At 40.6% G+C, this 21606-nt stretch carries 24 protein-coding genes and 1 pseudogene; 17 read left to right on the top strand and 8 right to left on the bottom strand.

Features of this window, described 5'->3' with window-relative positions; all coding sequences use genetic code 11:
* Positions 1-183, bottom strand: a 183-nt coding sequence (locus AC13CS_RS00180) for a hypothetical protein (RefSeq protein ID WP_482888250.1), incomplete at its 3' end; no start/stop codon positions are given.
* 144 nt (positions 184-327) lie between these two features.
* On the opposite strand from AC13CS_RS00180, the gene AC13CS_RS00175 reads away from it, so the two are divergent.
* From AC13CS_RS00175 to AC13CS_RS00155, 5 genes are all read left to right on the top strand, one after another.
* Positions 328-723, top strand: a complete 396-nt coding sequence (locus tag AC13CS_RS00175; protein WP_482888249.1) for a helix-turn-helix domain-containing protein — start codon at positions 328-330, stop codon at positions 721-723.
* A 337-nt stretch (positions 724-1060) separates the two neighbouring features.
* The gene (locus AC13CS_RS00170) at positions 1061-1828 is read left to right on the top strand and encodes a hypothetical protein (RefSeq protein ID WP_482888248.1); all 768 of its coding nucleotides are present in this window, start codon (positions 1061-1063) and stop codon (positions 1826-1828) included.
* 27 nt (positions 1829-1855) lie between these two features.
* Positions 1856-2629, top strand: coding sequence for a hypothetical protein (locus AC13CS_RS00165; RefSeq protein WP_482888247.1), 774 nt, complete (start codon positions 1856-1858; stop codon positions 2627-2629).
* Positions 2630-2811: 182 nt separating this feature from the next.
* A complete protein-coding gene (locus tag AC13CS_RS00160; RefSeq protein ID WP_482888246.1) occupies positions 2812-3543 on the top strand; it encodes a DUF3800 domain-containing protein in 732 nt (243 codons plus the stop codon).
* Positions 3544-3631: 88 nt separating this feature from the next.
* A complete protein-coding gene (locus AC13CS_RS00155; RefSeq protein WP_482888245.1) occupies positions 3632-4660 on the top strand; it encodes a reverse transcriptase family protein in 1029 nt (342 codons plus the stop codon).
* A gap of 694 nt (positions 4661-5354) precedes the next feature.
* Here the strand turns inward: AC13CS_RS00155 and AC13CS_RS00150 are convergent.
* Positions 5355-6023: an NrtR DNA-binding winged helix domain-containing protein gene (locus tag AC13CS_RS00150; RefSeq protein ID WP_293168089.1), complete on the bottom strand. Its 669-nt coding sequence runs from the start codon at positions 6021-6023 to the stop codon at positions 5355-5357.
* A 130-nt stretch (positions 6024-6153) separates the two neighbouring features.
* On the opposite strand from AC13CS_RS00150, the gene AC13CS_RS00145 reads away from it, so the two are divergent.
* From AC13CS_RS00145 to AC13CS_RS00095, 11 genes are read left to right on the top strand one after another with little or no spacing between them, the layout of a single operon-like run.
* On the top strand, positions 6154-7008 hold the full coding sequence (locus tag AC13CS_RS00145; RefSeq protein ID WP_293168087.1) for an SDR family oxidoreductase: 855 nt from the start codon (positions 6154-6156) through the stop codon (positions 7006-7008).
* Positions 7009-7045: 37 nt separating this feature from the next.
* Positions 7046-8230, top strand: a complete 1185-nt coding sequence (uxuA, locus tag AC13CS_RS00140; RefSeq protein WP_293168085.1) for a mannonate dehydratase — start codon at positions 7046-7048, stop codon at positions 8228-8230.
* Positions 8230-9657, top strand: coding sequence for a glucuronate isomerase (gene uxaC, locus AC13CS_RS00135; RefSeq protein ID WP_293168083.1), 1428 nt, complete (start codon positions 8230-8232; stop codon positions 9655-9657). The genes uxuA and uxaC overlap by 1 nt, the downstream gene beginning before the upstream one ends.
* Positions 9654-10700: a sugar kinase gene (locus AC13CS_RS00130; RefSeq protein ID WP_293168081.1), complete on the top strand. Its 1047-nt coding sequence runs from the start codon at positions 9654-9656 to the stop codon at positions 10698-10700. Before uxaC ends, AC13CS_RS00130 begins: the two co-directional genes overlap by 4 nt.
* Positions 10701-10713: 13 nt before the next feature.
* Positions 10714-11388, top strand: coding sequence for a bifunctional 4-hydroxy-2-oxoglutarate aldolase/2-dehydro-3-deoxy-phosphogluconate aldolase (locus AC13CS_RS00125; protein WP_293168079.1), 675 nt, complete (start codon positions 10714-10716; stop codon positions 11386-11388).
* Positions 11388-12368 (top strand): TRAP transporter substrate-binding protein, encoded by a 981-nt coding sequence (locus AC13CS_RS00120; protein ID WP_293168077.1) that lies wholly within the window; start codon positions 11388-11390, stop codon positions 12366-12368. The genes AC13CS_RS00125 and AC13CS_RS00120 overlap by 1 nt, the downstream gene beginning before the upstream one ends.
* Positions 12368-12826: a TRAP transporter small permease gene (locus tag AC13CS_RS00115; RefSeq protein ID WP_293168075.1), complete on the top strand. Its 459-nt coding sequence runs from the start codon at positions 12368-12370 to the stop codon at positions 12824-12826. The genes AC13CS_RS00120 and AC13CS_RS00115 overlap by 1 nt, the downstream gene beginning before the upstream one ends.
* A 5-nt stretch (positions 12827-12831) precedes the next feature.
* The gene (locus tag AC13CS_RS00110) at positions 12832-14127 is read left to right on the top strand and encodes a TRAP transporter large permease (protein WP_293168073.1); all 1296 of its coding nucleotides are present in this window, start codon (positions 12832-12834) and stop codon (positions 14125-14127) included.
* A 40-nt stretch (positions 14128-14167) separates the two neighbouring features.
* On the top strand, positions 14168-15532 hold the full coding sequence (locus AC13CS_RS00105) for a 3-keto-disaccharide hydrolase (RefSeq protein ID WP_293168071.1): 1365 nt from the start codon (positions 14168-14170) through the stop codon (positions 15530-15532).
* Between the two features lie 3 nt (positions 15533-15535).
* Positions 15536-16864 carry a Gfo/Idh/MocA family oxidoreductase gene (locus AC13CS_RS00100; protein WP_293168069.1) on the top strand — a complete coding sequence of 443 codons (1329 nt, stop codon included), beginning with the start codon at positions 15536-15538 and terminating at the stop codon, positions 16862-16864.
* A gap of 6 nt (positions 16865-16870) precedes the next feature.
* Complete coding sequence (locus AC13CS_RS00095) at positions 16871-18046, top strand: Gfo/Idh/MocA family protein (RefSeq protein WP_293168067.1); 1176 nt, start codon at positions 16871-16873, stop codon at positions 18044-18046.
* Positions 18047-18059: 13 nt separating this feature from the next.
* On the opposite strand, the gene AC13CS_RS00090 is transcribed toward AC13CS_RS00095, so the two are convergent.
* The 6 genes from AC13CS_RS00090 to AC13CS_RS00065 all read right to left on the bottom strand — a co-directional run bounded on the left by AC13CS_RS00090 (position 18060) and on the right by AC13CS_RS00065 (position 21194).
* Positions 18060-18665 carry a MarR family winged helix-turn-helix transcriptional regulator gene (locus AC13CS_RS00090; RefSeq protein ID WP_293168065.1) on the bottom strand — a complete coding sequence of 202 codons (606 nt, stop codon included), beginning with the start codon at positions 18663-18665 and terminating at the stop codon, positions 18060-18062.
* A gap of 4 nt (positions 18666-18669) precedes the next feature.
* A complete protein-coding gene (locus tag AC13CS_RS00085; protein WP_293168063.1) occupies positions 18670-19017 on the bottom strand; it encodes a gamma-glutamylcyclotransferase family protein in 348 nt (115 codons plus the stop codon).
* Positions 19014-19277 (bottom strand): DUF2024 family protein, encoded by a 264-nt coding sequence (locus AC13CS_RS00080; protein ID WP_293168061.1) that lies wholly within the window; start codon positions 19275-19277, stop codon positions 19014-19016. Before AC13CS_RS00080 ends, AC13CS_RS00085 begins: the two co-directional genes overlap by 4 nt.
* Positions 19278-19346: 69 nt before the next feature.
* The gene (locus tag AC13CS_RS00075) at positions 19347-20075 is read right to left on the bottom strand and encodes a hypothetical protein (RefSeq protein WP_293168059.1); all 729 of its coding nucleotides are present in this window, start codon (positions 20073-20075) and stop codon (positions 19347-19349) included.
* Positions 20076-20152: 77 nt separating this feature from the next.
* Positions 20153-20386 carry a thioredoxin family protein gene (locus AC13CS_RS00070; protein WP_293168057.1) on the bottom strand — a complete coding sequence of 78 codons (234 nt, stop codon included), beginning with the start codon at positions 20384-20386 and terminating at the stop codon, positions 20153-20155.
* Positions 20387-20702: 316 nt separating this feature from the next.
* Entirely contained in the window at positions 20703-21194 is a 492-nt protein-coding gene (locus AC13CS_RS00065) for a hypothetical protein (RefSeq protein WP_293168055.1), read from the bottom strand.
* A 159-nt stretch (positions 21195-21353) separates the two neighbouring features.
* Between AC13CS_RS00065 and AC13CS_RS00060 the strand changes: the two are divergent.
* Positions 21354-21606, top strand: a pseudogene (locus AC13CS_RS00060) (hypothetical protein); the annotation flags it as partial.

The raw sequence follows: 21606 nt of genomic DNA, 5'->3' as shown, positions 1-21606 counted from the left end.
TGGCAAGGGGTCATTGTTGACATCCACAAAAAGGGTTAGTAAATAATATTCGGTGTTTCCCTCAATTTGTTTCTTAGATAGAAAGGCCCTGTCAATGGTAATGATGTTCAGGATGCTGTCGAGCAATTCGGACAGCTCTTCCGCTTTTTCAAAGTGTTTTGGTATGTTTGTGCCATGTGTCATGAGATTGTGGTTTAAAGGGTTCGAGAATCATTGACCATATTAGGGCCACATTCCCAAGTACCCCACTATAAATACTTGTATTTTATTAAAAGTGTTTTGTATTTTACAATCGGAATATTGTACGAAACACCCTATATTTGAGATATGCAGACAAAGACCAAGAACAACCATATAGGCAGAAAGATCAGTAGGATCAGGGAACTCCGTGGAATGAAACAGGAAACCCTTGCAGAGGAACTGGGCATCAGTCAACAGGCCGTTTCCAACATTGAGAACAGTGAGAAGGTGGACGATGTGAAACTGGAAGAGATTGCCAAGGCTTTGGGAGTTACCAAAGAGGGAATCGAGAATTTTTCGGAAGAAAATGTTCTGAACATTATTTCAAACACTTTTACCAGTAACGATAGCTCTACAATCAACGCAATTAATGTTCAGCCAAATTTTAATCCATTGGATAAAGTGGTGGAGCTATATGAACGCCTTGTCCAAGCTGAAAAAGATAAGGTTGCTTACTTGGAAAAGCTTCTAAGTAAAAAGTGATTTTGCCTCACTCAGTAAATTAGTTTCGGTAAGATTTGGGCTTGCAGCACTTCGCTTTGCTTCGTTCGCTTTTTTTTGAACAGAATTACATCTACCAGTAAGTTTAATGAGATAGGTGATTCCACACATAAGAAATATGAAGAGTGCTAATCAGATTTGTTTTAAATCTCAATATCTAAAATTCCACGCCGTCGCACATCGGAAAATTCATACATTTTGTCGATTTGTTAATTATTTATGACAAATATCTCTTCCAATTTTATAAGTATTTGACACATAATCAGATATTTATAGCTTAGACCTATAAGAAAAGTTTAGTATAAATATTTTCCCAATAATGTTTGAAAACATTGGATTTATCAAAAGCTCATTCTGGGCTGTCTTTGTTTACAGCATAATAGCATTTGCAATTCCCATAATTTTCAAAGATGTTTTCTCTTATAATGCTTATCATGTTCCAGAGCCTGTTTATCAAATTTTAGCAGGAGAAGATCTCAATAGAGTAATGCCATGGGAATCTTCTTTAATTAAAAAAGAAGGTTTAAAAAATAATCAAGGCCAGGATAGTGTCAATGCAACCAAAATAATTATTTGGAATGCAGGAAAAAGAGCTATTGAAACTAACGAAATTGTTCAGGACTTTGAAATTTTATCCCCCAGGGGTGTTGAAATAATTGGGTATGAGATACTCAGGAAAACCCAATCCATTGATGAAAAATTCTATTTAAGTCAAGTAGGCGAAAATTGTTTGTCAATAAATTGGACACAACTTGGAGCTCAACAAGGATTCACTGCCTTAATATTAACCAAAGGGGTTTCTCCGAATAAGTTTGAGTTCAAAGGAAAACTTACCAATAGTAAATTTCAAAGAGTGACATTGGCTCCGGACTTTGATCCATGGGTCCACTTTTACTATTGTTTTGCTTGTTTATTTTTTGTTTTTGTTTCCTACATAGGAATTAAAAAGGAGCTTAAGGGAAACATGCCAGAACCATTAAGATTAATATTTTTCGGTTCTGCTATTTTGGCTATTGTAGTTTATATCCCCAATTTCTACAATTTTTATTATCAAGGATACTTTGCTCCTAGAGAACTATTAACCTAGGTAAACAATGTAATATGGAAATTGCCAATGAAGAATCTTAAAAATATTGGAATTATAGTACCTGTAATCTCAGGCTTCCTTATTATTTGTGGCTATTTAAAGCTTCATATATTTTACTCTCATTTCGGCATTGAAATATATCAATACTTGAAAATCGGTGAAATAATCTTATTGTTTTTACCAGACACACTTAAATTCTTGGGAATGATTGTCCTTAATTTATTAATTGCATTTATTCTGCCAAATTATATAAAGGGAAATAGTTCATCAGAAGATTACAGTCAACTAGGATTTAAGGAAAGATTAAAAAAATATTACAAAACAATTCATCCTGCTCATTACCTAGCGATAGGCATTCTATTGTTTTTTATAACCCCTTATGAATATTTCCCTAATATCCTAAAGCTTCATGCTGCTAGGTATAAGTTTGAACTGATATTTTTTTTAATATGGCCGATATTTTATGTTTTCGCCTTTGTTTGGTCAGAAGTCATCATAAAATATGATTCAGAGTTGAACAAAAATTCCAAAAAATTAATCACCTTTTTTTCCTTTGGTGCTTTATTATTTTTATGGGGAGCCACTTCCGAAGCAATAAAACTTATTGGATATACTGAAACTGGGAAATATACTGTTAGTTTTGAATATCAGGGAAAAAAAATTGAATCATCAACTAATGAACTGTATTTAGGACAAACCCAAAATTATTTGTTCATGAAAAATTTGGACAGTAAGAAAACAAGTGTTTTCGAAAGAAATGAAATCAGAAGCTTGGAATTGATTATTAGAGACACTAAATAATTATAATAACTTATTTTGAGAATTCTTCTCTGTTGGTTATGGTCCAAATCAATTTGTAAAGTATAATTTGAAATGAGTCAAAAGTATTGTGGTAGCAATAAAAAATCCTTTGTAGTTATAAATTTCGCACAGAAAATCTATTTGGAATTAAGTATGGATAAAGTGTTGAAAAATTGAGTCTTATGACGGATAAAAAAGTAAATTATTTTTATGTTGACGAGTCAGGAAATATCGGAAACAACGAGAAATTATTTATACATGGCTGCATAAGAACTGATTCGCCAAAGGCAATCAATGATGCGTTAAAAAAGCTCAAAGATAGGTTGTCTAACTCAATCTATTTCGAAGATTTCAAAAGCAGAATATTAAAAGAAGGGTTTCATGCCACGGAAAATCATTATGACATGAAAACACGTGTTTATGAAATTTTACCAATTTTAGATTACAGAGCTTACTTGGTTATAACAAAAAAAGACACCGTTTATTTTAATACCATAATGAAGGACAAAGACGAGTCTGACTTTTTTAAAATTTCATTATCACAACTTATTCGCGATAGAATAATTAAACATAGAAACGATAAAAATATATTTTATTTCGAAACAATTGAGTTGAGAAAAAAAAGTTTAAAAATCGTTTTAAATGAATTGTTTTCAGAATTCAATGACGGTTATGATTGTGAATGGCATATAGTGGGAAAAGAAGAAGAAAACATGGGAATAATAGATTACATAAACTATTTAGTATATTACAATTTGACAAATGACAAACCTTTGGAGAGAATGAAACACAATTTCGACTTGATTGCGCCAAAGACAGCGATTATAAAAGTGCTTCATAATAATGTATTTTTAGGAAGAAAAAAGCCCAAGGAATTACAGGTCTCTCTAAAGAATCTAATTGACAATTTTTAGTAGGTGTCAGATAAATTTTAGAATATGAATTCGTATTCGACTGTATTGCATTACAATCTTTCTTATACTGGCACCTACTTTTATTTATATGGACCATTCAAAAATTGATTCTTTACAAGAGTTGGCAAATTATTTGAGGTGTGACTTGAAGTTTTTGAGGAACGCAATTGATAACGAGTTTACTATTCAGGACTCTAAAAAGATTGAAACCAAAATAATAAGTTTAGGACATCGTGATAAAGATGTTCATGTTACACGCCATCAAATTAAGAAAAAGGGGAAGAAGGGAGGGGTTAGGATTGTCCATGAGATTCGCACATATCAATTAGAAAACTCACTTAAAATTTTAAATAATTATTTGAATGAAATTTTTAAGCCCTGTGAAAATATTCATGGCTTTGTAAGAAAGAAGAATACTAAAACCAATGCAATGGTGCATTTAGGAAAAAACAACATTCTATCCGTTGACATCAAAGATTATTTTGAATCAATCCCCTTGGAGTGGGTAATTAATGGTTTGGTCAGATTAGGATTTAAAAAAAAAGTTGCAAAGTGGATCGCTAACATTGTAACAATAGATGGGTTTTTAGTACAAGGGTTCTGCACAAGCCCTACAATAGCAAATATTGTTACTGAGGGGTTAGATATAAAATTAATGGAGTTGTGCCAGCCCGAGGTAGATTATACAAGGTATGCAGATGATCTGTATTTTTCTTCAAACAGTGTTCTTCCTGATTTAAACAAAATTAGCGCAATAATTGAAGGCTTTGGATTTAATTTAAATGATAAGAAAACAAAGTTAATGAAGAGGGGACAACCTCAATATGTTACAGGTCTGACAGTCTTCGATTCTAAATTCCCGCGAATAGCAAAAAAAGTAAAAAGAAACATTCGCCTTGAGATATATTATTTAATGCGTTTTGGATACCAAAGGCATGCACGTAGAAGACTAATAAATTCTGGTATAAGCCCAAAGGAAGATGACTTTAAACTTCAAGTCGCAAACGAAATTGAAGTGACTAGGAATAGGCTCTATGGTTGGTTGAGCTATATATATTCAATAGAGCCAAAATTTGCTGAAAGATATTTTGAAAAAATAAGAAAGGCCAAAGCATAGTCATTAAAATACTCAATACCTGATGGTTTGTATAATCATATAATACTGATGCAAGTTGAATTTCCCCAAGATATTTGGTTCATTTTAAACTAATTTCAGTACATTTAATAACAAATGGATATGTTCTTATTCTCATTTTCATATTGAATGTGCAATAAGGTGTGCAGGTTCTGAAATTTCAGTGCTTGTTTCTGATTTACAACAATTTACAACCATACGGGTGGTTCAGTCATCCCGACTTACCTTATTTAAGTAAAATCAAAACACTGTTAATCTTATGATTCTCAGTGTTTTGTGTTTTTATACATATCGTTTGAATTCATTTAAAACCATCTAAAATCATATCAAGCGTGTTCCCATCGGGAGCAAACACTTACAGTTCTTGTTGTAACTTTAAATGACTTTTAGAACCACTTTTTTTGTGTTTTTATAAATGCCTTGACCAACTAATACCGCGGGGCTCACAGTCTCAGTTCCCTGCATACCTCTGCGGCTTTGCCCCTGGTATAGCTAGTTCGACGGTCTTTTGCTTGAACTCCGATGTTTGCTCTCTTTTTGGTTTTTTGATATGTTTTTCAAAGTCAATTCACAAACAGTCAACATAATTTTTTTGTAATGTGCAGTTAAATGTAGTAAGTCCATTTGTTTAACACCAAATAGAGCACTTAAGAATGGATTATGTCACAGCCCTCCATTATTTTAACCTATACAGATACGGTCCTCCCTTAACACCCTGCTTTTTTTTCTCGGTGTTTACCAAAACATCCATTTGGAATATACGCTTTCTAAAATTCCTTCTGTCCAGTTCAATATTCAAAATATCCTCATATAAGTTTTGAAGTTCTTGTAAGGTAAATTCCTTCGGGAGAAGTTCGCCAACGATAAGCTTATGCCTTAAATTGTTCTGTACAAATGAGTACGCTTCGTTGATTAATTTTTCATGATCATACCCGAGATTTTTGGGAATATTGTCCACATCGAACCAATCAATGCTCGTAATATTGTCCCTTAGTGTCAAGGGATGGTTATCAGGCTTTACCAAAGCATAAAAACATACTGTAATAACTCGCTTTAAAGGATGCCTGTCCAAGGCAGTATAAGTCTTTACCTGTTCAAAGTGTATGCCCCTGAACCCTGTCAGGGAAAAAAGAACCTTTGCTGCACAGTCCTCAATGGTTTCGTGTTCCTCCATTACGCCTCCAGGAATATGCCATTGGTTTTTAAAGTGTCCCAACGACCTTTTTATAAGCAAGATTTTAAGTTTACCGTCAACATATCCAAAAACCGTAATGTCGGCAGTGACGGAACATTCGAACGAATCCGGTTTTACTTGAATATCCTGGAGTTTTTCTTGAGTTTTCATTTTTTTGTCTAAAATTTTGGTATTTTCTCTGAATGGATAGCAAAAATTTATATATTTGAAACCATGTAGAAAGTACACAGAATAAATTTTTTACCTGATTCAATACCTTGTCCAAAGAAAAAAAATAGCAATGGATAATCCCAAATATAAAGAATTGAAAGGCAAAGTTGTCGCAATAACAGGCGGTGGCGGTATTTTATGCAGTACCCTGGCCCGAGCTTTTGCTGACCAAGGTGCAAAGGTCTGCGTTCTGGATTTGAATATGGAATCCGCCCAGACCGTTGCGAAAAAAATCATTGATGCCGGGGGCAATGCAATGGCCGTCAAAGTGGATGTGCTTGACCGAGAAAGCCTACAAGCGGCCAAAAAGGAGATTGCTGAAAAATTCGGTTTTTGCGATATTCTCATCAATGGGGCAGGAGGAAACCATCCTTTGGGAACGACCAGTGAGCCCTATTTACTCAAGAAGGACTTGGAAAGGACAGCAGAGGATTTTAAAACATTCTTTGATTTGGATATGGAAGGGATTCAATTTGTGTTCAACTTAAACTTCATTGGAACCCTTTTGCCCACACAGATTTTTTCTAGGGAAATGGTCGGTCGCACAGGATGCAGCGTTCTGAACATCTCATCAATGAATGCCTTTACCCCACTTACAAAAATACCGGCCTATAGCGGGGCTAAGGCTGCCGTTTCGAATTTTACCCAATGGCTTGCGGTCCATTTTTCCAAAGTGGACATTAGGGTCAATGCTTTGGCACCTGGTTTTTTTCTAACAGATCAGAACAGAAGCTTATTGACCAAAGACGATGGCGGGTTGACCCCAAGGGGTACCACGATAATCGATCAAACCCCCATGGGACGCTTTGGTGAACCGGAGGATTTGGTGGGCACCACTTTATGGTTGAGCAGTGAACAATCAAAATTTATAACAGGTATTGTGGTTCCCATCGATGGAGGGTTCAGTGCTTTTAGCGGCGTTTAGGAAAAAGAAATCAAGAAGTAATAAAAATTCAATAATTATGGGGTTAGAACAAACATGGCGCTGGTACGGACCAAAAGACCCTGTTTCCCTTTCAGATATTAGGCAGGCGGGCGCAACTGGAATCGTAACGGCATTGCACCATATTCCAAATGGAGATGTTTGGCCCACATCGGAAATAAACAAAAGAAAAAAAGAAGTAGAGGCTTCGGGACTTACTTGGTCTGTAGTGGAGAGCATACCCGTTCATGAGGATATTAAAAAAAGAACGGGAAACTATAAAGAGTATATAGCGAATTACAAACAAAGCATTGAAAATCTTGGTTCGTGTGGAATAGATACGGTGTGTTACAATTTTATGCCTATCTTGGATTGGACCCGGACCGATCTTTCCTATAAAATGCCGGATGGTTCCTTTGCACTTCGGTTTGATGCCATTGAATTTGCAGCATTTGAACTCTTTATATTGAATCGTGAAAAGGCTTTTGACCATTATTCCAAGGAAAGTATTGAGCGCGCCAAGACGCAATTCGATATATTGGATGAGGATGCCAAGAACAGTTTAATTGAAAATATTATTGCCGGCCTGCCAGGTGCTGAGGAAGGTTATACGTTGGAGCAGTTTCAGCAGGCTTTGAACACCTACAATAAAATAGGGGATAAAGAACTCAGGGAAAACCTATACAACTTTATCAAGGAAATAGGACCAACTGCGGAAAAGTCCGGTGTTTTTTTGGCAATCCATCCGGATGATCCTCCATATCCCATTCTGGGGCTTCCAAGAGTGGTAAGTACGGAAGAAGATGCCAAAAAACTGCTTGCAGCCTATGATAGTCCTCACAACGGATTATGTTTTTGTACGGGCTCATATGGCGTAAGGACGGATAATGATCTGGTGGGCATGGCCGATCGTTTATCGGAAAAAATCAATTTTATACATCTAAGAAGTACCAAAAGAGATGCACTGGGCAATTTCCATGAAGCGGACCATTTGGACGGTGATGTGGATATGTATGGAGTGATGCATGCATTGCTTAAAGAACAGCTTATCCGCAAGAAGAAAAATGCAAAGAACCAACGCATGCCCATGCGGCCCGACCATGGGCACCAAATGTTGGACGATATCAGCAAGAAAACAAATCCCGGATATTCCGCGATAGGACGCTTACGGGGTCTTGCTGAATTAAGGGGACTCATGTACGGTATTGAAAAATCCTTACCCTAATGGCATTTATAAAAGACAGCTTTTTACTTGAAACTCCACAGGCGGAGGAATTATACCACAGCTTTGCGAAGGAAATGCCCATAATTGATTACCACAACCACTTGTCGCCCGAGCATGTTGCCAGTGATCACCAGTTCAAAAATATCACTGAGGCTTGGTTGACGGATGACCATTATAAATGGAGGGCAATGCGAACTTTGGGTATTGGTGAGCAGTACATTACAGGAGGCGCATCCGACGAAGAAAAGTTTCAAAAATGGGCCGAGACGGTTCCCTACACACTCAGAAATCCCTTATATCATTGGACACACTTGGAGCTACAACGTTACTTTGGGATCGATGAGCTGCTTACAGGCAACAATGCTGGATGGATTTATCGAGATACCAAAGAGCAACTGCAAAAGAAAAATCATAGTACAATTGGATTGTTGCAACAGTTCAACGTAGAGGTGATTTGTACCACGGATGATCCCACGGACACTTTAGCACATCATCGTAGCACGGCAAAGAACGATGCTTCGCCAAAAATGCTGCCAACCTTCCGACCGGATAAGGTATATGCCATTGAAAACAATAATGCCTACAGATCATATTTGGAAAGGTTGGGTGAAGTGTCCGGAATCCAAATAAAATCCTATCAGGATTTGATCACGGCCCTAAAAAAAAGGATGGCATATTTCCATGAAAACGGTTGTCGCCTCTCTGACCATGGACTGGAACAGTTGTACCATTTTGAGATGAACAACTATGGTATTGAGGCCATTTTTGGAAAGGTAATGAACGGTGTTCCTTTGGAAATCGAAGAAATTCAGTACTTTACCTTTGAAACATTGGTGCACCTTTGTAGGGAATACCATAAATTGGGATGGGTGCAGCAATTCCATTTGGGAGCCCTGCGAAACACAAACAAAAGAAAATTGGAGCTGTTGGGACCCGATACAGGGTTTGATTCGATAGGCGATTTTCCGCAGGCCATAAACCTTGCCAAATTCTTGAACACCCTTGAAAACACGGGACAGCTTGGCAAAACCATCCTATATAATCTTAACCCCGCTCTAAATGAAGTTTTTGCGACCATGGCAGGAAACTTCAATGATGGTAGTGTGCGGGGAAAGATACAAATGGGCTCGGGATGGTGGTACAATGATCAATTGGACGGTATGGAAAAGCAACTTAACGCCATATCGAATATGGGACTGCTCAGTTGTTTTGTGGGCATGCTCACCGATTCCCGGAGCTTTCTATCCTTTCCCAGGCACGAATATTTCAGGAGATTGTTGTGCAATATATTGGGGAATGACATAAAAAAAGGCCTAGTCCCCAATGACATTGAATATATAGGCAGCTTGGTTCAAGACATTTGCTATAGAAATGCCAAGGCCTATTTTAATTTAGGGTATAATCAAAAAATAGACATAACGGAATGAAAAAAGTAGTTACGTTCGGTGAGATCATGTTACGATTGGCCCCTCCGGGATTCCTAAGGTTCTCACAGACCAACAGTTTTGATGTGGTCTACGGAGGTGGAGAGTCCAATGTGGCGGTATCCCTTGCCAATTACGGCGTACCCGTGGATTTTGTGACGCGCCTGCCAAAGAACGACATAGGCGAGAGTGCCCTAATGGAAATGCGAAAACGCAGGGTAGGCACGGACAATATTATTTTTGGAGGTGAGCGTTTGGGCATCTATTTCTTGGAGACCGGTGCCGTAAGCCGCGGTAGCAAGGTGATTTACGATAGGGCACATTCTGCCATGGCAGAGATAGCGCCTGGTATGGTGGATTGGGACAGTGTGTTCAAGGATGTGGAATGGTTTCACTGGACCGGAATTACCCCTGCCATATCCCAAGGTGCAGCGGATGCCTGTATCGAGGCCGTGAAAATCGCCAAAAAACATGGGGTTACCATATCCACGGATTTAAACTACCGCGCCAAACTTTGGAAATACTGCGATGATGCTAAGCGGGAGGAGATCATGTCCGAACTCACTTCGTATTGCGATATTGTTTTAGGGAATGAGGAGGACGCGGAAAAACACTTTGGTATCAAACCAGAAGATTTGGACATTACAAAACAAGGGGAACATGTTAAGGCTGAAGCATTTTTGTCCGTGTGTCAGCAGATGATAAAACGATTTCCCAATGCCAAAAAGGTGATAACCACGCTACGGGGATCAATATCGGCATCGCACAATACATGGGCAGGAGTGTTGTATGATGGCAAGACTATGTTCAAATCGCCCGAGTACCAAATTACCCATATTGTAGATCGGGTCGGCGGTGGAGATTCCTTTATGGGCGGATTGATTTATGGGTTGTTGAACTGGCCCGAAGATGACCAAAAAGCATTGGACTTTGCCGTTGCGGCTTCTTGCTTAAAACATACGATAAAAGGAGATGCCAATCTTGTGACAGTGGCCGAGGTAGAAAAATTAATGAGCGGGGATGCATCTGGAAGGGTGGCTCGCTAAAAAAGCGTATAAAATGGCACAATTTTCAAGAATTGATGTAGTAAATACTATGAGGGACACCGGAATGGTGCCACTTTTTTACCACCCCGATATCGAATTGGGCAAAAAGGTACTCAAGGCTTGTTATGATGGCGGTGCCCGCTTGATGGAGTTCACGGCACGTGGCGATTTTGCCTTTGAGGTTTTTTCAGAATTGAACAAATATTCCCAGAAAGAACTTCCGGGGATGATCATGGGCGTTGGATCCATTACCGATGCGGCGGCAGCATCCCTGTATATGCAAATGGGTGCAAACTTTGTGGTAACTCCATCTTTAAGAGAAGATATCGCCATAGTTTGTAATCGCAGAAAAGTACTTTGGTCGCCGGGCTGTGGTACTTTGACCGAAATCAATAAAGCCGAAGAATTAGGTTGTGAATTGATCAAGCTCTTTCCCGGGTCTACCTATGGACCAGGATTTGTAAAGGCCATTAAAGGGCCCCAACCTTGGACAAGCATTATGCCAACAGGTGGGGTAAGCACAGAGGAGGCTAACCTTAAAGCTTGGTTTGATGCTGGAGTTACCTGTGTTGGAATGGGTTCAAAATTGATTTCCAAGGATATTTTGGAAAGTAAAGATTTTGAAGGTTTACAGAAAAAAGTGGCAGACACCTTGAAATTGATAGCAACAATCAGAAGGGAAAAATAATGAAACACGTTCCCATCATTTTTTTATTGTGTGCTTTGCTTTTCGCCACTAGTTGTGAAGAGGTCAGTAGCACAAAGACCATAAGGTTGGCCCATGGTTTGGATGTTAACCATTCCGTGCATAAGGCCATGGTTAAAATGGGGGAAGGTCTTGATAGTGTTTCCAAGGGCAGACTTCGTGTAGAGATCTATCCCAATCAACAATTGGGCACCGAACGTGAAATTCTGGAGCTGATTCAATTGGGCAGTCTGGATATGACCAAGGTATCGGTTGCCACCTTGGAGAATTTTGCCCCGAAGACCAGAATATTGGGATTGCCCTATCTTTTTGAGAGCAGGGAACATGCCTTTGAAGTTTTGGATGGTCCTATTGGCCAAACATTGTTGGACAATGCCGAACAATTTAGACTGAAAGGTCTGGGCTATTACGATGCCGGATTTCGCAGTTTTTACACCGAGCATGCGCCCGTAACAGCCCCAGATGACCTAGAGGGGCTCAAGATCAGGGTAATGGAAAGTGTTACGGCCATAGATATGGTCAAAAGTCTTGGGGGGTCGCCCACGCCCATTTCATGGGGAGAGCTCTATACATCCCTGCAACAAGGCGTGGTGGACGGAGCGGAAAACAATCCCCCCAGTTTTTACCTTTCCAAGCATTATGAGGTGTGTCCCTATTATTCGTTGGACGAACATACCTTTTCCCCCGACGTCTTGATCGTTGGCACCCAGTTTTGGGGTACCCTTTCGGAGCAGGAACAGGGATGGGTCCAAAAAGCGGTAAAAAAATCTTTGGCCCATCAGCGAAAATTGTGGGCCATATCGGAAGCCGAGGCATTGGAAAAAGTCCAGGAAGCAGGGGTAAAGATTTCGTATCCCGATAAGGAACCGTTTATCGAAATGACACGGGAAATGTACCGGCCGTATGAAGATGATGCAGCATTGAACAAAATGATACAACAAATCAAATCATTGGCAAAGTGATGGGACTCAAAAAGACATTGGAAAATATTTTGGCACATTTACTCGTAGTACTGATGGGTCTCATGGTGCTGAATGTACTCTGGCAGGTGTTCAGTAGGTATGTTATAGGGGAACCAAGTGCCTTTACGGATGAACTCGCCCGGTTTCTTATGATTTGGTTGGGATTGTTGGGAGCTGCCTATGTATCGGCAAAAAATGGTCATGTGGCCATAGATGTACTGGCCAAACGTGCCAGTGCCAAAAATCAAAGACTATTGAAAAGGATGGTATCCGGTTTCATCATACTGTTCTGTCTTGGGGCAATGGTTACGGGTGGCGGATGGTTGGTGTACACTACCTATGAACTCAAACAACTTTCTCCTGCATTGGGCTTGCCCTTGGCATACGTATATATCGTTATTCCCTTGAGCGGACTGATAGTAGTTTATAACAAAGTTGTGGAAATAATAATGGATTGAGCCTTATGGATTATATACCCTTGCTTGTTTTGATCATCAGTTTTGTGGGCCTTTTGGCCATAGGTACCCCCGTAGCGTGGAGCATAGCCATCTCGTCCATGTTGACCTTATTGGTCAGTGTTCCCTCCTTGCCAGCATTGGCGACCATATCACAGCGTATGGCCACAGGATTGGATAGTTTTGCACTACTGGCCATTCCATTTTTTATTTTATCCGGAGAATTGATGAACCACGGAGGAATTGCCCACCGATTGATCGCCTTTGCCAAAACCTTGGTCGGGGCTTTACCCGGGGGACTCGCTCTCATTAATATTATATCGGCCATGTTTATGGGCGCCATTGCAGGATCGGCCATGGCTTCGGCCTCGGCCATGGGGAGCATCCTAGGCCCTGAAATGGAAAAAGAAGGGTATGACAAGGGGTTTTCCGTATCCGTCAACATCACCTCGGCCACAACAGGATTGGTGATTCCCCCCAGCAACATTTTGATCGTATATTCCTTGGCAAGTGGGGGTGCGTCCATTGCGGCACTCTTCTTGGCAGGATATATTCCTGGTTTGATTACCGGGTTGCTTTTGATGGTGGTAGCCATGTTCTGGGCCAAGAAGAAAGGCTACGGCAAAGGACAACGAAGCTCATTAAAACAGGTTTTTAAAACTTTTATTGATGCCGTCCCAAGCCTATTCCTATTGGTTTTGGTAATCGGGGGCATTGTGGCGGGCATATTTACCGCTACCGAAGCTTCGGCCATTGCCGTGCTCTATAGTTTATTGTTGGGCTTTGTCTACAAACAGATAACGTTTAAAAAACTACCCAATATCTTTTTGAACGCCTCCGCCACTACCGCCGTTGTCATGCTGTTGATAGCGGCCTCCATGAGCATGTCCTGGGCACTTTCCTTTGAGCATATCCCACAGGACATCAGTGCGGGGCTTTTGTCCATTACCGATAACAAGATAGCCCTGCTGCTCATCATAAATGTAATATTGCTGATTGTGGGTGTTTTTATGGACATCACTCCGGCCGTGCTCATATTTACCCCCATATTTTTGCCTATCGTAACAAAATTGGGGATAGATCCGGTGCATTTTGGCATCATCATGATCTTAAACCTTTGCATTGGACTGTGCACACCTCCGGTGGGTTCGGTACTCTTTGTGGGGGTAGGTGTGGCAAAAACATCCATTGAAAAAGTGATTAAGCCCCTGCTGCCTTTGTTTGTGGCCATGATTTTGGCATTGTTTCTGATCACGTACATTCCAGCATTGGCATTATGGCTTCCAGGTCTTTTCGGCCTATAATCGATTTGTAAAGTAAACTTTTAACTAAATGACACATAAAATGAACAAACTAAAATTCGGAACATTGGCGCTCCTGCTGTGTTGGGGGTGTGCTGAAGCTCCCAAAGATGACACACCATGGATCGACCTATTCGACGGCACCCTCAACGGATGGACCCAAAAGGGTGGTGAGGCCAATTACACGGTAAAAGATGACATGATCGTGGGGTCCACGGTGCATGATACGCCCAATTCCTTTTTGACAACAGATGGGATGTATGACGATTTTATCTTGGAACTGGAATACAAAGTGGATTCTACCATGAATTCTGGAATCCAAATACGAAGCAACAGCTTTCCGTATTATCAAAATGGAAGGGTACACGGATACCAGATTGAAATAGACCCATCGGACAGGGCATGGAGCGCTGGAATTTATGATGAAGGTCGTAGAGGTTGGCTCGTTAGCTTGGAAGATAATCCAGCTGCCCAAAAAGCCTTCAAACAAAATGATTGGAACCACTATCGCATCGAGGCGATCGGAGATACGATCCAAACCTGGATCAATGGGATACCAGCGGCCCATTTGATAGATGACAAAACAGCAAGCGGCTTTATTGCGCTTCAAGTACACAGCATTGGCAAAGATCAAAAGGAGGGAACGGAGATTGCCTGGAAGAACATCAAAATTTTGACCGATAGTCTTTCAAAATACAGTAAAGAAATGCCCTTGGCCCCAGTGGTGACCAAAAACCAGCTTACTGTTGATGAGGAAAAAAATGGATGGCAATTGTTATGGGACGGTGAAACTACCGTGGGATGGCGCGGTGCCCGACTGGATAATTTTCCAGAGAAAGGATGGGAAATTAAGGATGGCGTATTGACCGTGCTGTCTTCAGGTGGCGAAGAATCGGCCGCCGGTGGTGATATTGTGACCACAGAGTTGTACGGGGATTTTGAACTCAAAGTGGATTTTAAATTGACGGAGGGCGCCAACAGTGGTATCAAATATTATGTGGATACCGACCTGAACAAGGGGCCCGGTTCCTCGATAGGTTTGGAATATCAAATTTTGGACGATGAAAGGCATCCAGATGCCAAACTGGGCAACCATGAAGGTAGCCGTACCGTTGCTTCTTTATATGATCTTATACAGGCAGATGTCAATAAACCCATTAATCCTATTGGAGAGTGGAATACTGCCCGTATCGTTTCAAAAGACAACCATGTGGAGCATTGGCTCAATGGCACAAAGGTTTTGGAATACGAGCGAAAAAGCGAAGCATATCGCAAACTGGTCTCCGAAAGCAAGTATGTAAAATGGCCCAACTTTGGAGAAGTGGATAGAGGTCACATATTGTTACAGGATCATGGAGATCGTGTAAGCTTTAAAAACATCAAGATAAAACCTATTAAAAAGCAGTAAACCATGACTACAAGACGTGATTTCATAAAAAAAACAACTACAGGTACCGCTGCTGTTACCTTGGGTGCTACAGTATTTCCTTCTTGGGCCAATGCCCGAATTCTGGGAGCCAACGATCATATCAATTGTGCGGTAATTGGTGTAAGGAGCCGTGCCAAGGCACATGTATTGGCTATCCACCAAGATGTCAACGCCAAGATTTTATACAGTTGTGATGTAGACGATACCATTCTGGAAGAACACAATGCCTGGTGCCAAGAGCGCATAGGATATGTACCGAAGGTAGAAAAGGATTTCCGTAAGATTTTAGAGGATAAGGACGTGGATGCCATCTTTATTGCCACACCTGAACATTGGCATGCTCCCATGGCCATTATGGGCCTACAGGCAGGTAAGCACGTTTATGTGGAGAAGCCCTGTAGCCATAACCCTTATGAAAATGATCTGTTGGTTGCAGCTCAAAAGAAGTACGGAAAAAAAGTTCAGATGGGCAACCAACAGCGCTCGGCCAAAACTTCGATGTCGGCGGTGGAAGACATCAAAAAAGGTGTGATCGGAGACGTTTTCAAAGGAGAAGCTTATTATTCCAATAACCGCGGTTCCATTGGGCACGGAAAGGCAATTGAAGTACCCCAGACCTTAAACTGGGATCTGTGGCAAGGTCCTGCGCCTCGTGAAAACTATCGGGATAACATCCACCCTTATAACTGGCACTGGTTCCGTAATTGGGGCACTGGAGAAATCCATAACAACGGTACCCACGAGATTGATATTTGCCGCTGGGCACTTGGCGTGGACTTGCCCGAAACAGTAACAGCGTTTGGGGGAAAGTACACTTATGATGATGACTGGGAATTCCCGGACAACCAGCAAGTGACCTATACATTCCCAGGGGATAAATTCATTACATGGATCTCCCACAGCCGCGGTATTATGAAACCGGAGCGACCCGGGCGGGGAATCACTATTTATGGAAGCAAAGGGGTAATTGAGCTGAGTCGAAATTTTTACAAGCTGTACGATCTTGGTGGTAATCCAGTCAAAATTGAGTTCGAGAAAGAACTTAGTGCCACTACCAATACCCAAGGCATCGGAGGACTGGATGTGGATCATGTATCCAACTTCTTCAATGCTATCCGAAAAGATAATTCCCTAAATTCTGATATAAGGGATGCAAGCGTTTCCACCATGCTCTGCCACTTGGGAAATATGGCCCACGACGCCGGGCATACCATCGAAATAAACACCCAAACAGGCAAGGTATTAAACAGTGAAAAAGCCATGCAAAGCTGGAAAAGGGAGTACGAAAAAGGATGGGAGCCCAAACTTTAAGCAATCATGAAACGACGTGAATTTATAGTAAAAGGCAGTTTGGCCGGTTCCGCAGTCTTATATGCTCCAACCGTACTGGGGTATGGCTCTCCAAGTGCAAATGAAACTATCAATATTGGGGTAATTGGAACAGGGGACCGAGGTGGTGGACTTATTCCTTTCATCAACCAGATTCCCAATATGCAGGTAGTCGCCTGTTGCGATATCATTCCCTTTAGGCTTAGCTCGGGACTTTCAAAAGTAGAAGGCAAGGCAAAAGGATATTCTGACTACAAAAAAATGTTGGAAGACAAGGATGTGGATGCTGTTTTGGTAGCGACCCCGTTCAGTACACATTCTAAAATTGTTGTCGATGCTTTACAGGCAGGAAAGCATGTGTACGGCGAAAAGACCATGGCAAAGGGATATGAGGGCATCAAGGAATTGGTAGCGACGGCCGATGCATCCAAGAACATATTTCAAGCAGGTCACCAATACCATAGCTCCCGTTTATATTCGCATGTTGTGGAGGAAATCAAAAACGGGAAAATTGGCAAGATAACAGCCTTTGAGTGTCAATGGAACCGAAATGGCAATTGGCGCCGTCCTGTACCGGACCCAATATGGGAGCGCATGATCAACTGGCGAATGTACCGGGAATATTCAGGTGGTCTTTTGGCCGAACTTTGTTCGCACCAGTTGGATTTTGCCAATTGGGTGATGGATACCATGCCCGAAAAGGTCATGGGAGTTGGTGGTATCGATTACTGGAAAGATGGTAGGGAAACCTATGACAATATACACCTGATCTACAGCTACCCCGAAGGGGTACGGGCATCATTTACCTGTCTTACCAGTAACGCAATGGGCGATTACAAGGTCAAGGTAATGGGGGATAAAGGAACGTATATTTTAGATTATGTCAAGGCTTGGTACTATCCCGAAGGAAGCTACGAAAAAGAGATTGGTGAGGTCGATGGTGTTTCGGGGGCCACTTTAAATTGGGACCAAGGCAGGGGGATTCCATTGGAGTTTGACCATGAAGACCCTAGCAAGCAGGCTTTGATTGATTTTAGGGACAATATCGTAAACAATACATTGCCCGTTTCCAATGCTAAAACAGGTGCCATGGCCGCAACTTGCGTACAAATGGGATTGGATGCCATGTATGATGATAAAATTGTGGTAAGTCCACGGATTTGATCTTATGCTTCGTTCACGTGACCATTTCGTGTTCAGGGCAGTCCAAGCGTATTTGAGATTCGGCGAGTTTTGTTTTTAATAAATTACAATAATGATTTCCATTTTCGCCATTGTAAAAGGAGCAGGTAAAACACATCCGTTGAATGGTAATGACACCGGACTTGTTTAGGTCATAAATCAATTTCAGCAACCCGTTGAGCATTGTTGTTTTCTGTTCTTGTGTTAGTTTTTCAATCGGTTGTTGGATGGAAGAAGCAAAAAAAGACGCTTTTTTGGCAACATTTTTTCCTTCGGCCGTAAGTGAAAGGGAATAGCTTCTTGTGTCGGCGGGGTCTGTTTCTTTGGTAACCAATGCTTTGGAGAGTAAAACCCTGACACTATCGCTAATGGTGGCCTTTGTCATATTAAACTCGTTTGCCAAATATCCCACTTTACACTTTTCCAAGGAATGGAAAGAGATGAATATCAAAATCTGAATTTGTATCGGGCTTAATGAGCTTTCTTTACTTTCGTTCCAAAGCAATACCCTGAATGCTTCCGAAATACGTTCCAAAGCAACCACGATTCGGCTCTCTATTTTGTGGTTTTGTTCGTTTAAATTGAATGATGGATATTTCATAGTGTTATATTTTGGCCACATAGACCCAAGCCTTTTTTCCTGATTCAAAAGTTTCAAGTATTCTATGGTACTCACTTACTTCATACTTGTCGGTTTCGGCAAGTTCGGTATTCGTAATTTCAAATAAAGTTCCTTCTATAGCATCACTTGCATTACCGGATTTAACGGCAATTGGGTGATGATCTAGCTGACTTTTAGCAAGGACTATTGGATCTGTGATTTGTGTTTTTTCAGTTGTATACCCAATCAATTTATCTCGCTCTCCTTTTAAGGTTCGACCGTAATTTTCAATCTGTACGTTCTCTAACTGTAAGGTACCGTAAGAGAATAATAAATGTGTTTTCTCTTTCATTTACAATTTTCCATTTCAACGATCAAATACCCTTTTTGTTTAATCTCTGATTTCCATTGGGGCCGTACTGTTTCCATGTGGCAGAACCTACATTCTTTTGATGTTAAAGCTTGTCCCTCTTGAGCTTTGTTTTTTAAATATTCTTTACCATAACCATAGATTAAGGCTGTATCCCTAATTTCTTCAGGAGCAATAATGTCAAAGTGCATTACGCTACCGTCTTTTTTGGTTACATAGGTGTCCCAAACTGCTACTTTCATTTTAGTTTTGTTTTGATAAAAAGAAAGCCCTGTAAAGATAGGAATCCTTACTTTACAGGGCAAAAAAGATTACTTGACTTTATAGGGTAGCGACAGGTCGCCACTTGCTACTGAATATACTTTGTAAACACCGAGCATTGGCTTGTTTTCCCCACCTTCTCCGCTTGTATTGACTTGCATAAAGGCTGCAACCCCATCATAGGAAAAATCCGTTTTGTTGTTCATTCGATAATCGGGAACAACCACTCGTATTGTATTCCTGTCCGTGATGACTTGAAAACCCGGTGAGTCCATGTACATGGGCATTCCTGGATTGGTTGGTGGTAAGATCACACTTGTGTCCTTTGGGTCAAATTGCTTTACGGCCAAACCGCCTTCCACACGTTTGTCTTCTGTCAAGACCACCCAATGCGGGTGCCAAACAATACCGTCATTAACAAAATTTCGGTCAGCATTTTCGTCCCACAGTGGCGTGTCATCAAAGTCGGGGTGCGAGGTCAAGGCTAGTGCCAAAATGCCTTCGGTATCGCCAAAGCCAACATCGGTTGATTTTAAAGTAGTTGGGAATACGTAGCCTAAAACAGGTGCTCCGTTCATTTGACCTGCTGGTGTTGGTGTTGTTTTACCAGCCGTTCCTTTTACGGTAATTTCCCAAATGGTGGCCGCAAGGTCATCTTGGTGCTTTACGTTCACATATTTAATTTGAAAATCTTCGTTGTTGTAGTCTTCGCACTTGTTGCAGGCATATATTTTAGCTGTTAAAAGGGAAAGTCCGAGAAGAAAATATACTTGTTTCATTTTTATGGAATTTAATTGGTTAAAAGTTAGGAGTCGCATAATAAATTAGGACTCCTAACTTATTAATGTAAATTTTTTTAGCCTTTTACGTCGGCTACAGATGCACCATAATTGATGTGCAATACATTCCCGTTTGGTGTTAACAAAGCTGGGACAGAGTTTACTCCTGCTTTTTCTGCTTCTGTAATTCGGTCGCGTTCTTCGCCAATGTGAACGAGTTCAACATTTTCCGCGCCAATTAGATTTACGATTTCGTGTTCTGCACTCACGCATACTGGACATCCGGCGTGATAGAAAATTGATTTAGCCATTTGAATAAGGTTTAAATTATGTTTTGGCATTATTGCCGATACAAATATAGTAAGGAATCCTAACAAAATAAATCATTTAACGAATTTATTTTAGATTACGCATATGGATATCACAAAAGTCAATAATAGAAAAGAGTGGACTAAAAAAGCCACTAGAAAGGGCTTATAACAGGTTTTTTCTGCTGTTCAAGGTGATAACATTAATTTCTGTTTAACACAGACGTTAGCAATTCCGAGTGGATTCTAGCTTGCCCGGAGCTTGTAGAGGGTGGTCTAATCTACCATAATTGCTGTTGGCATTGTTAGCAATTGGGCTTTATTTTTTATCAAACTTGACCTCATTTGGTTTTTCAACGGAGTCATACTCTTCATCAGCTCCTTCGTTGAAATCGGGCAATTGCAAAATAACAGGACTTTCAGATAGAGTATCTTCATGCTTTACTGATGTTCTATAATCGCCTTTTTGTAGAGGGTTCCAACCATTTGCCAAAGCTTGCTTAATTTGTTCTGCGATAAAATTCGGCTGTATTTTTACCAACTGTTCTGGTCCCATAAATCCATCAACCAAAATGGATTCGCACTTAATGCACATAGTGGATACTGGATTTTCCAAATGTTGAATCACTATATTAAAAACAATATCTTTCACTTGCCCCAAACCAAATTGAGTCGCATATTTCATAAAAGTGCTATTCAACTCATTATTAGAAGCACGCCAATCTGAAACAGTCTTGTATTTTGATATTTTATACAAGAATTTTTCTCCCTTTACAATTATTTTTCTAGTTCCTTTCTTTGCTATTGCCATTTTAAGTCATTGTTGAACTAAACCTAAAGGTAGCTTCAGGAGTTATCTAAATCTCCATTCACTACCTTTAAGATGTATAAAACTAATATTTAGCAAATTATGAAAAAAAGTAGTACCCTGATCGAACGAGCCTGTGAACGTCTTCCAAAATTCCAGGAATTGTATCTGAAACTAAAAGGTTCTGTTGAACTATGGGGCAAAAGCCAAAGCACCCTGACCAACTATGCGCGCTGTCTTTCACACATAGGCCTGCATTTTAAGTGCAGTCCACTCGATGTGGATGAAGAACAGGTGCTGGATTTTCTACATGTTTTAAAGTCCCGGCACAAGACCCCCTCGAGCAGGTTCTTCAAGCATACCCTTTATGGTCTGAGGTATCCCTACCGGATATCGAATCGTAAAGAGATGCAGG

The organism is Flagellimonas sp. B-3 (assembly GCF_056857835.1).
Note: the sequence above shows the minus strand (reverse complement) of the source record. Positions and strands in the feature narration are given on the sequence as shown.

Excerpts from the sequence above, each read along its gene's own strand:
- AC13CS_RS00080 (WP_293168061.1), bottom strand. The coding sequence starts at position 19,277 with ATGAAAGTAGCAGTTTGGGACACCTATGTAACCAAAAAAGACGGTAGC.
- AC13CS_RS00090 (WP_293168065.1), bottom strand. The coding sequence starts at position 18,665 with ATGAAATATCCATCATTCAATTTAAACGAACAAAACCACAAAATAGAG.
- AC13CS_RS00160 (WP_482888246.1), top strand. The coding sequence starts at position 2,812 with ATGACGGATAAAAAAGTAAATTATTTTTATGTTGACGAGTCAGGAAAT.
- AC13CS_RS00065 (WP_293168055.1), bottom strand. The coding sequence starts at position 21,194 with ATGGCAATAGCAAAGAAAGGAACTAGAAAAATAATTGTAAAGGGAGAA.
- AC13CS_RS00110 (WP_293168073.1), top strand. The coding sequence starts at position 12,832 with ATGGATTATATACCCTTGCTTGTTTTGATCATCAGTTTTGTGGGCCTT.
- AC13CS_RS00170 (WP_482888248.1), top strand. The coding sequence starts at position 1,061 with ATGTTTGAAAACATTGGATTTATCAAAAGCTCATTCTGGGCTGTCTTT.
- AC13CS_RS00105 (WP_293168071.1), top strand. The coding sequence starts at position 14,168 with ATGAACAAACTAAAATTCGGAACATTGGCGCTCCTGCTGTGTTGGGGG.
- AC13CS_RS00130 (WP_293168081.1), top strand. The coding sequence starts at position 9,654 with ATGAAAAAAGTAGTTACGTTCGGTGAGATCATGTTACGATTGGCCCCT.
- AC13CS_RS00075 (WP_293168059.1), bottom strand. The coding sequence starts at position 20,075 with ATGAAACAAGTATATTTTCTTCTCGGACTTTCCCTTTTAACAGCTAAA.
- AC13CS_RS00120 (WP_293168077.1), top strand. The coding sequence starts at position 11,388 with ATGAAACACGTTCCCATCATTTTTTTATTGTGTGCTTTGCTTTTCGCC.
- AC13CS_RS00070 (WP_293168057.1), bottom strand. The coding sequence starts at position 20,386 with ATGGCTAAATCAATTTTCTATCACGCCGGATGTCCAGTATGCGTGAGT.
- AC13CS_RS00165 (WP_482888247.1), top strand. The coding sequence starts at position 1,856 with ATGAAGAATCTTAAAAATATTGGAATTATAGTACCTGTAATCTCAGGC.
- AC13CS_RS00155 (WP_482888245.1), top strand. The coding sequence starts at position 3,632 with ATGGACCATTCAAAAATTGATTCTTTACAAGAGTTGGCAAATTATTTG.
- uxaC (WP_293168083.1), top strand. The coding sequence starts at position 8,230 with ATGGCATTTATAAAAGACAGCTTTTTACTTGAAACTCCACAGGCGGAG.
- AC13CS_RS00085 (WP_293168063.1), bottom strand. The coding sequence starts at position 19,017 with ATGAAAGAGAAAACACATTTATTATTCTCTTACGGTACCTTACAGTTA.
- AC13CS_RS00100 (WP_293168069.1), top strand. The coding sequence starts at position 15,536 with ATGACTACAAGACGTGATTTCATAAAAAAAACAACTACAGGTACCGCT.
- AC13CS_RS00125 (WP_293168079.1), top strand. The coding sequence starts at position 10,714 with ATGGCACAATTTTCAAGAATTGATGTAGTAAATACTATGAGGGACACC.
- AC13CS_RS00145 (WP_293168087.1), top strand. The coding sequence starts at position 6,154 with ATGGATAATCCCAAATATAAAGAATTGAAAGGCAAAGTTGTCGCAATA.
- AC13CS_RS00175 (WP_482888249.1), top strand. The coding sequence starts at position 328 with ATGCAGACAAAGACCAAGAACAACCATATAGGCAGAAAGATCAGTAGG.
- AC13CS_RS00095 (WP_293168067.1), top strand. The coding sequence starts at position 16,871 with ATGAAACGACGTGAATTTATAGTAAAAGGCAGTTTGGCCGGTTCCGCA.
- uxuA (WP_293168085.1), top strand. The coding sequence starts at position 7,046 with ATGGGGTTAGAACAAACATGGCGCTGGTACGGACCAAAAGACCCTGTT.
- AC13CS_RS00150 (WP_293168089.1), bottom strand. The coding sequence starts at position 6,023 with ATGAAAACTCAAGAAAAACTCCAGGATATTCAAGTAAAACCGGATTCG.
- AC13CS_RS00115 (WP_293168075.1), top strand. The coding sequence starts at position 12,368 with ATGGGACTCAAAAAGACATTGGAAAATATTTTGGCACATTTACTCGTA.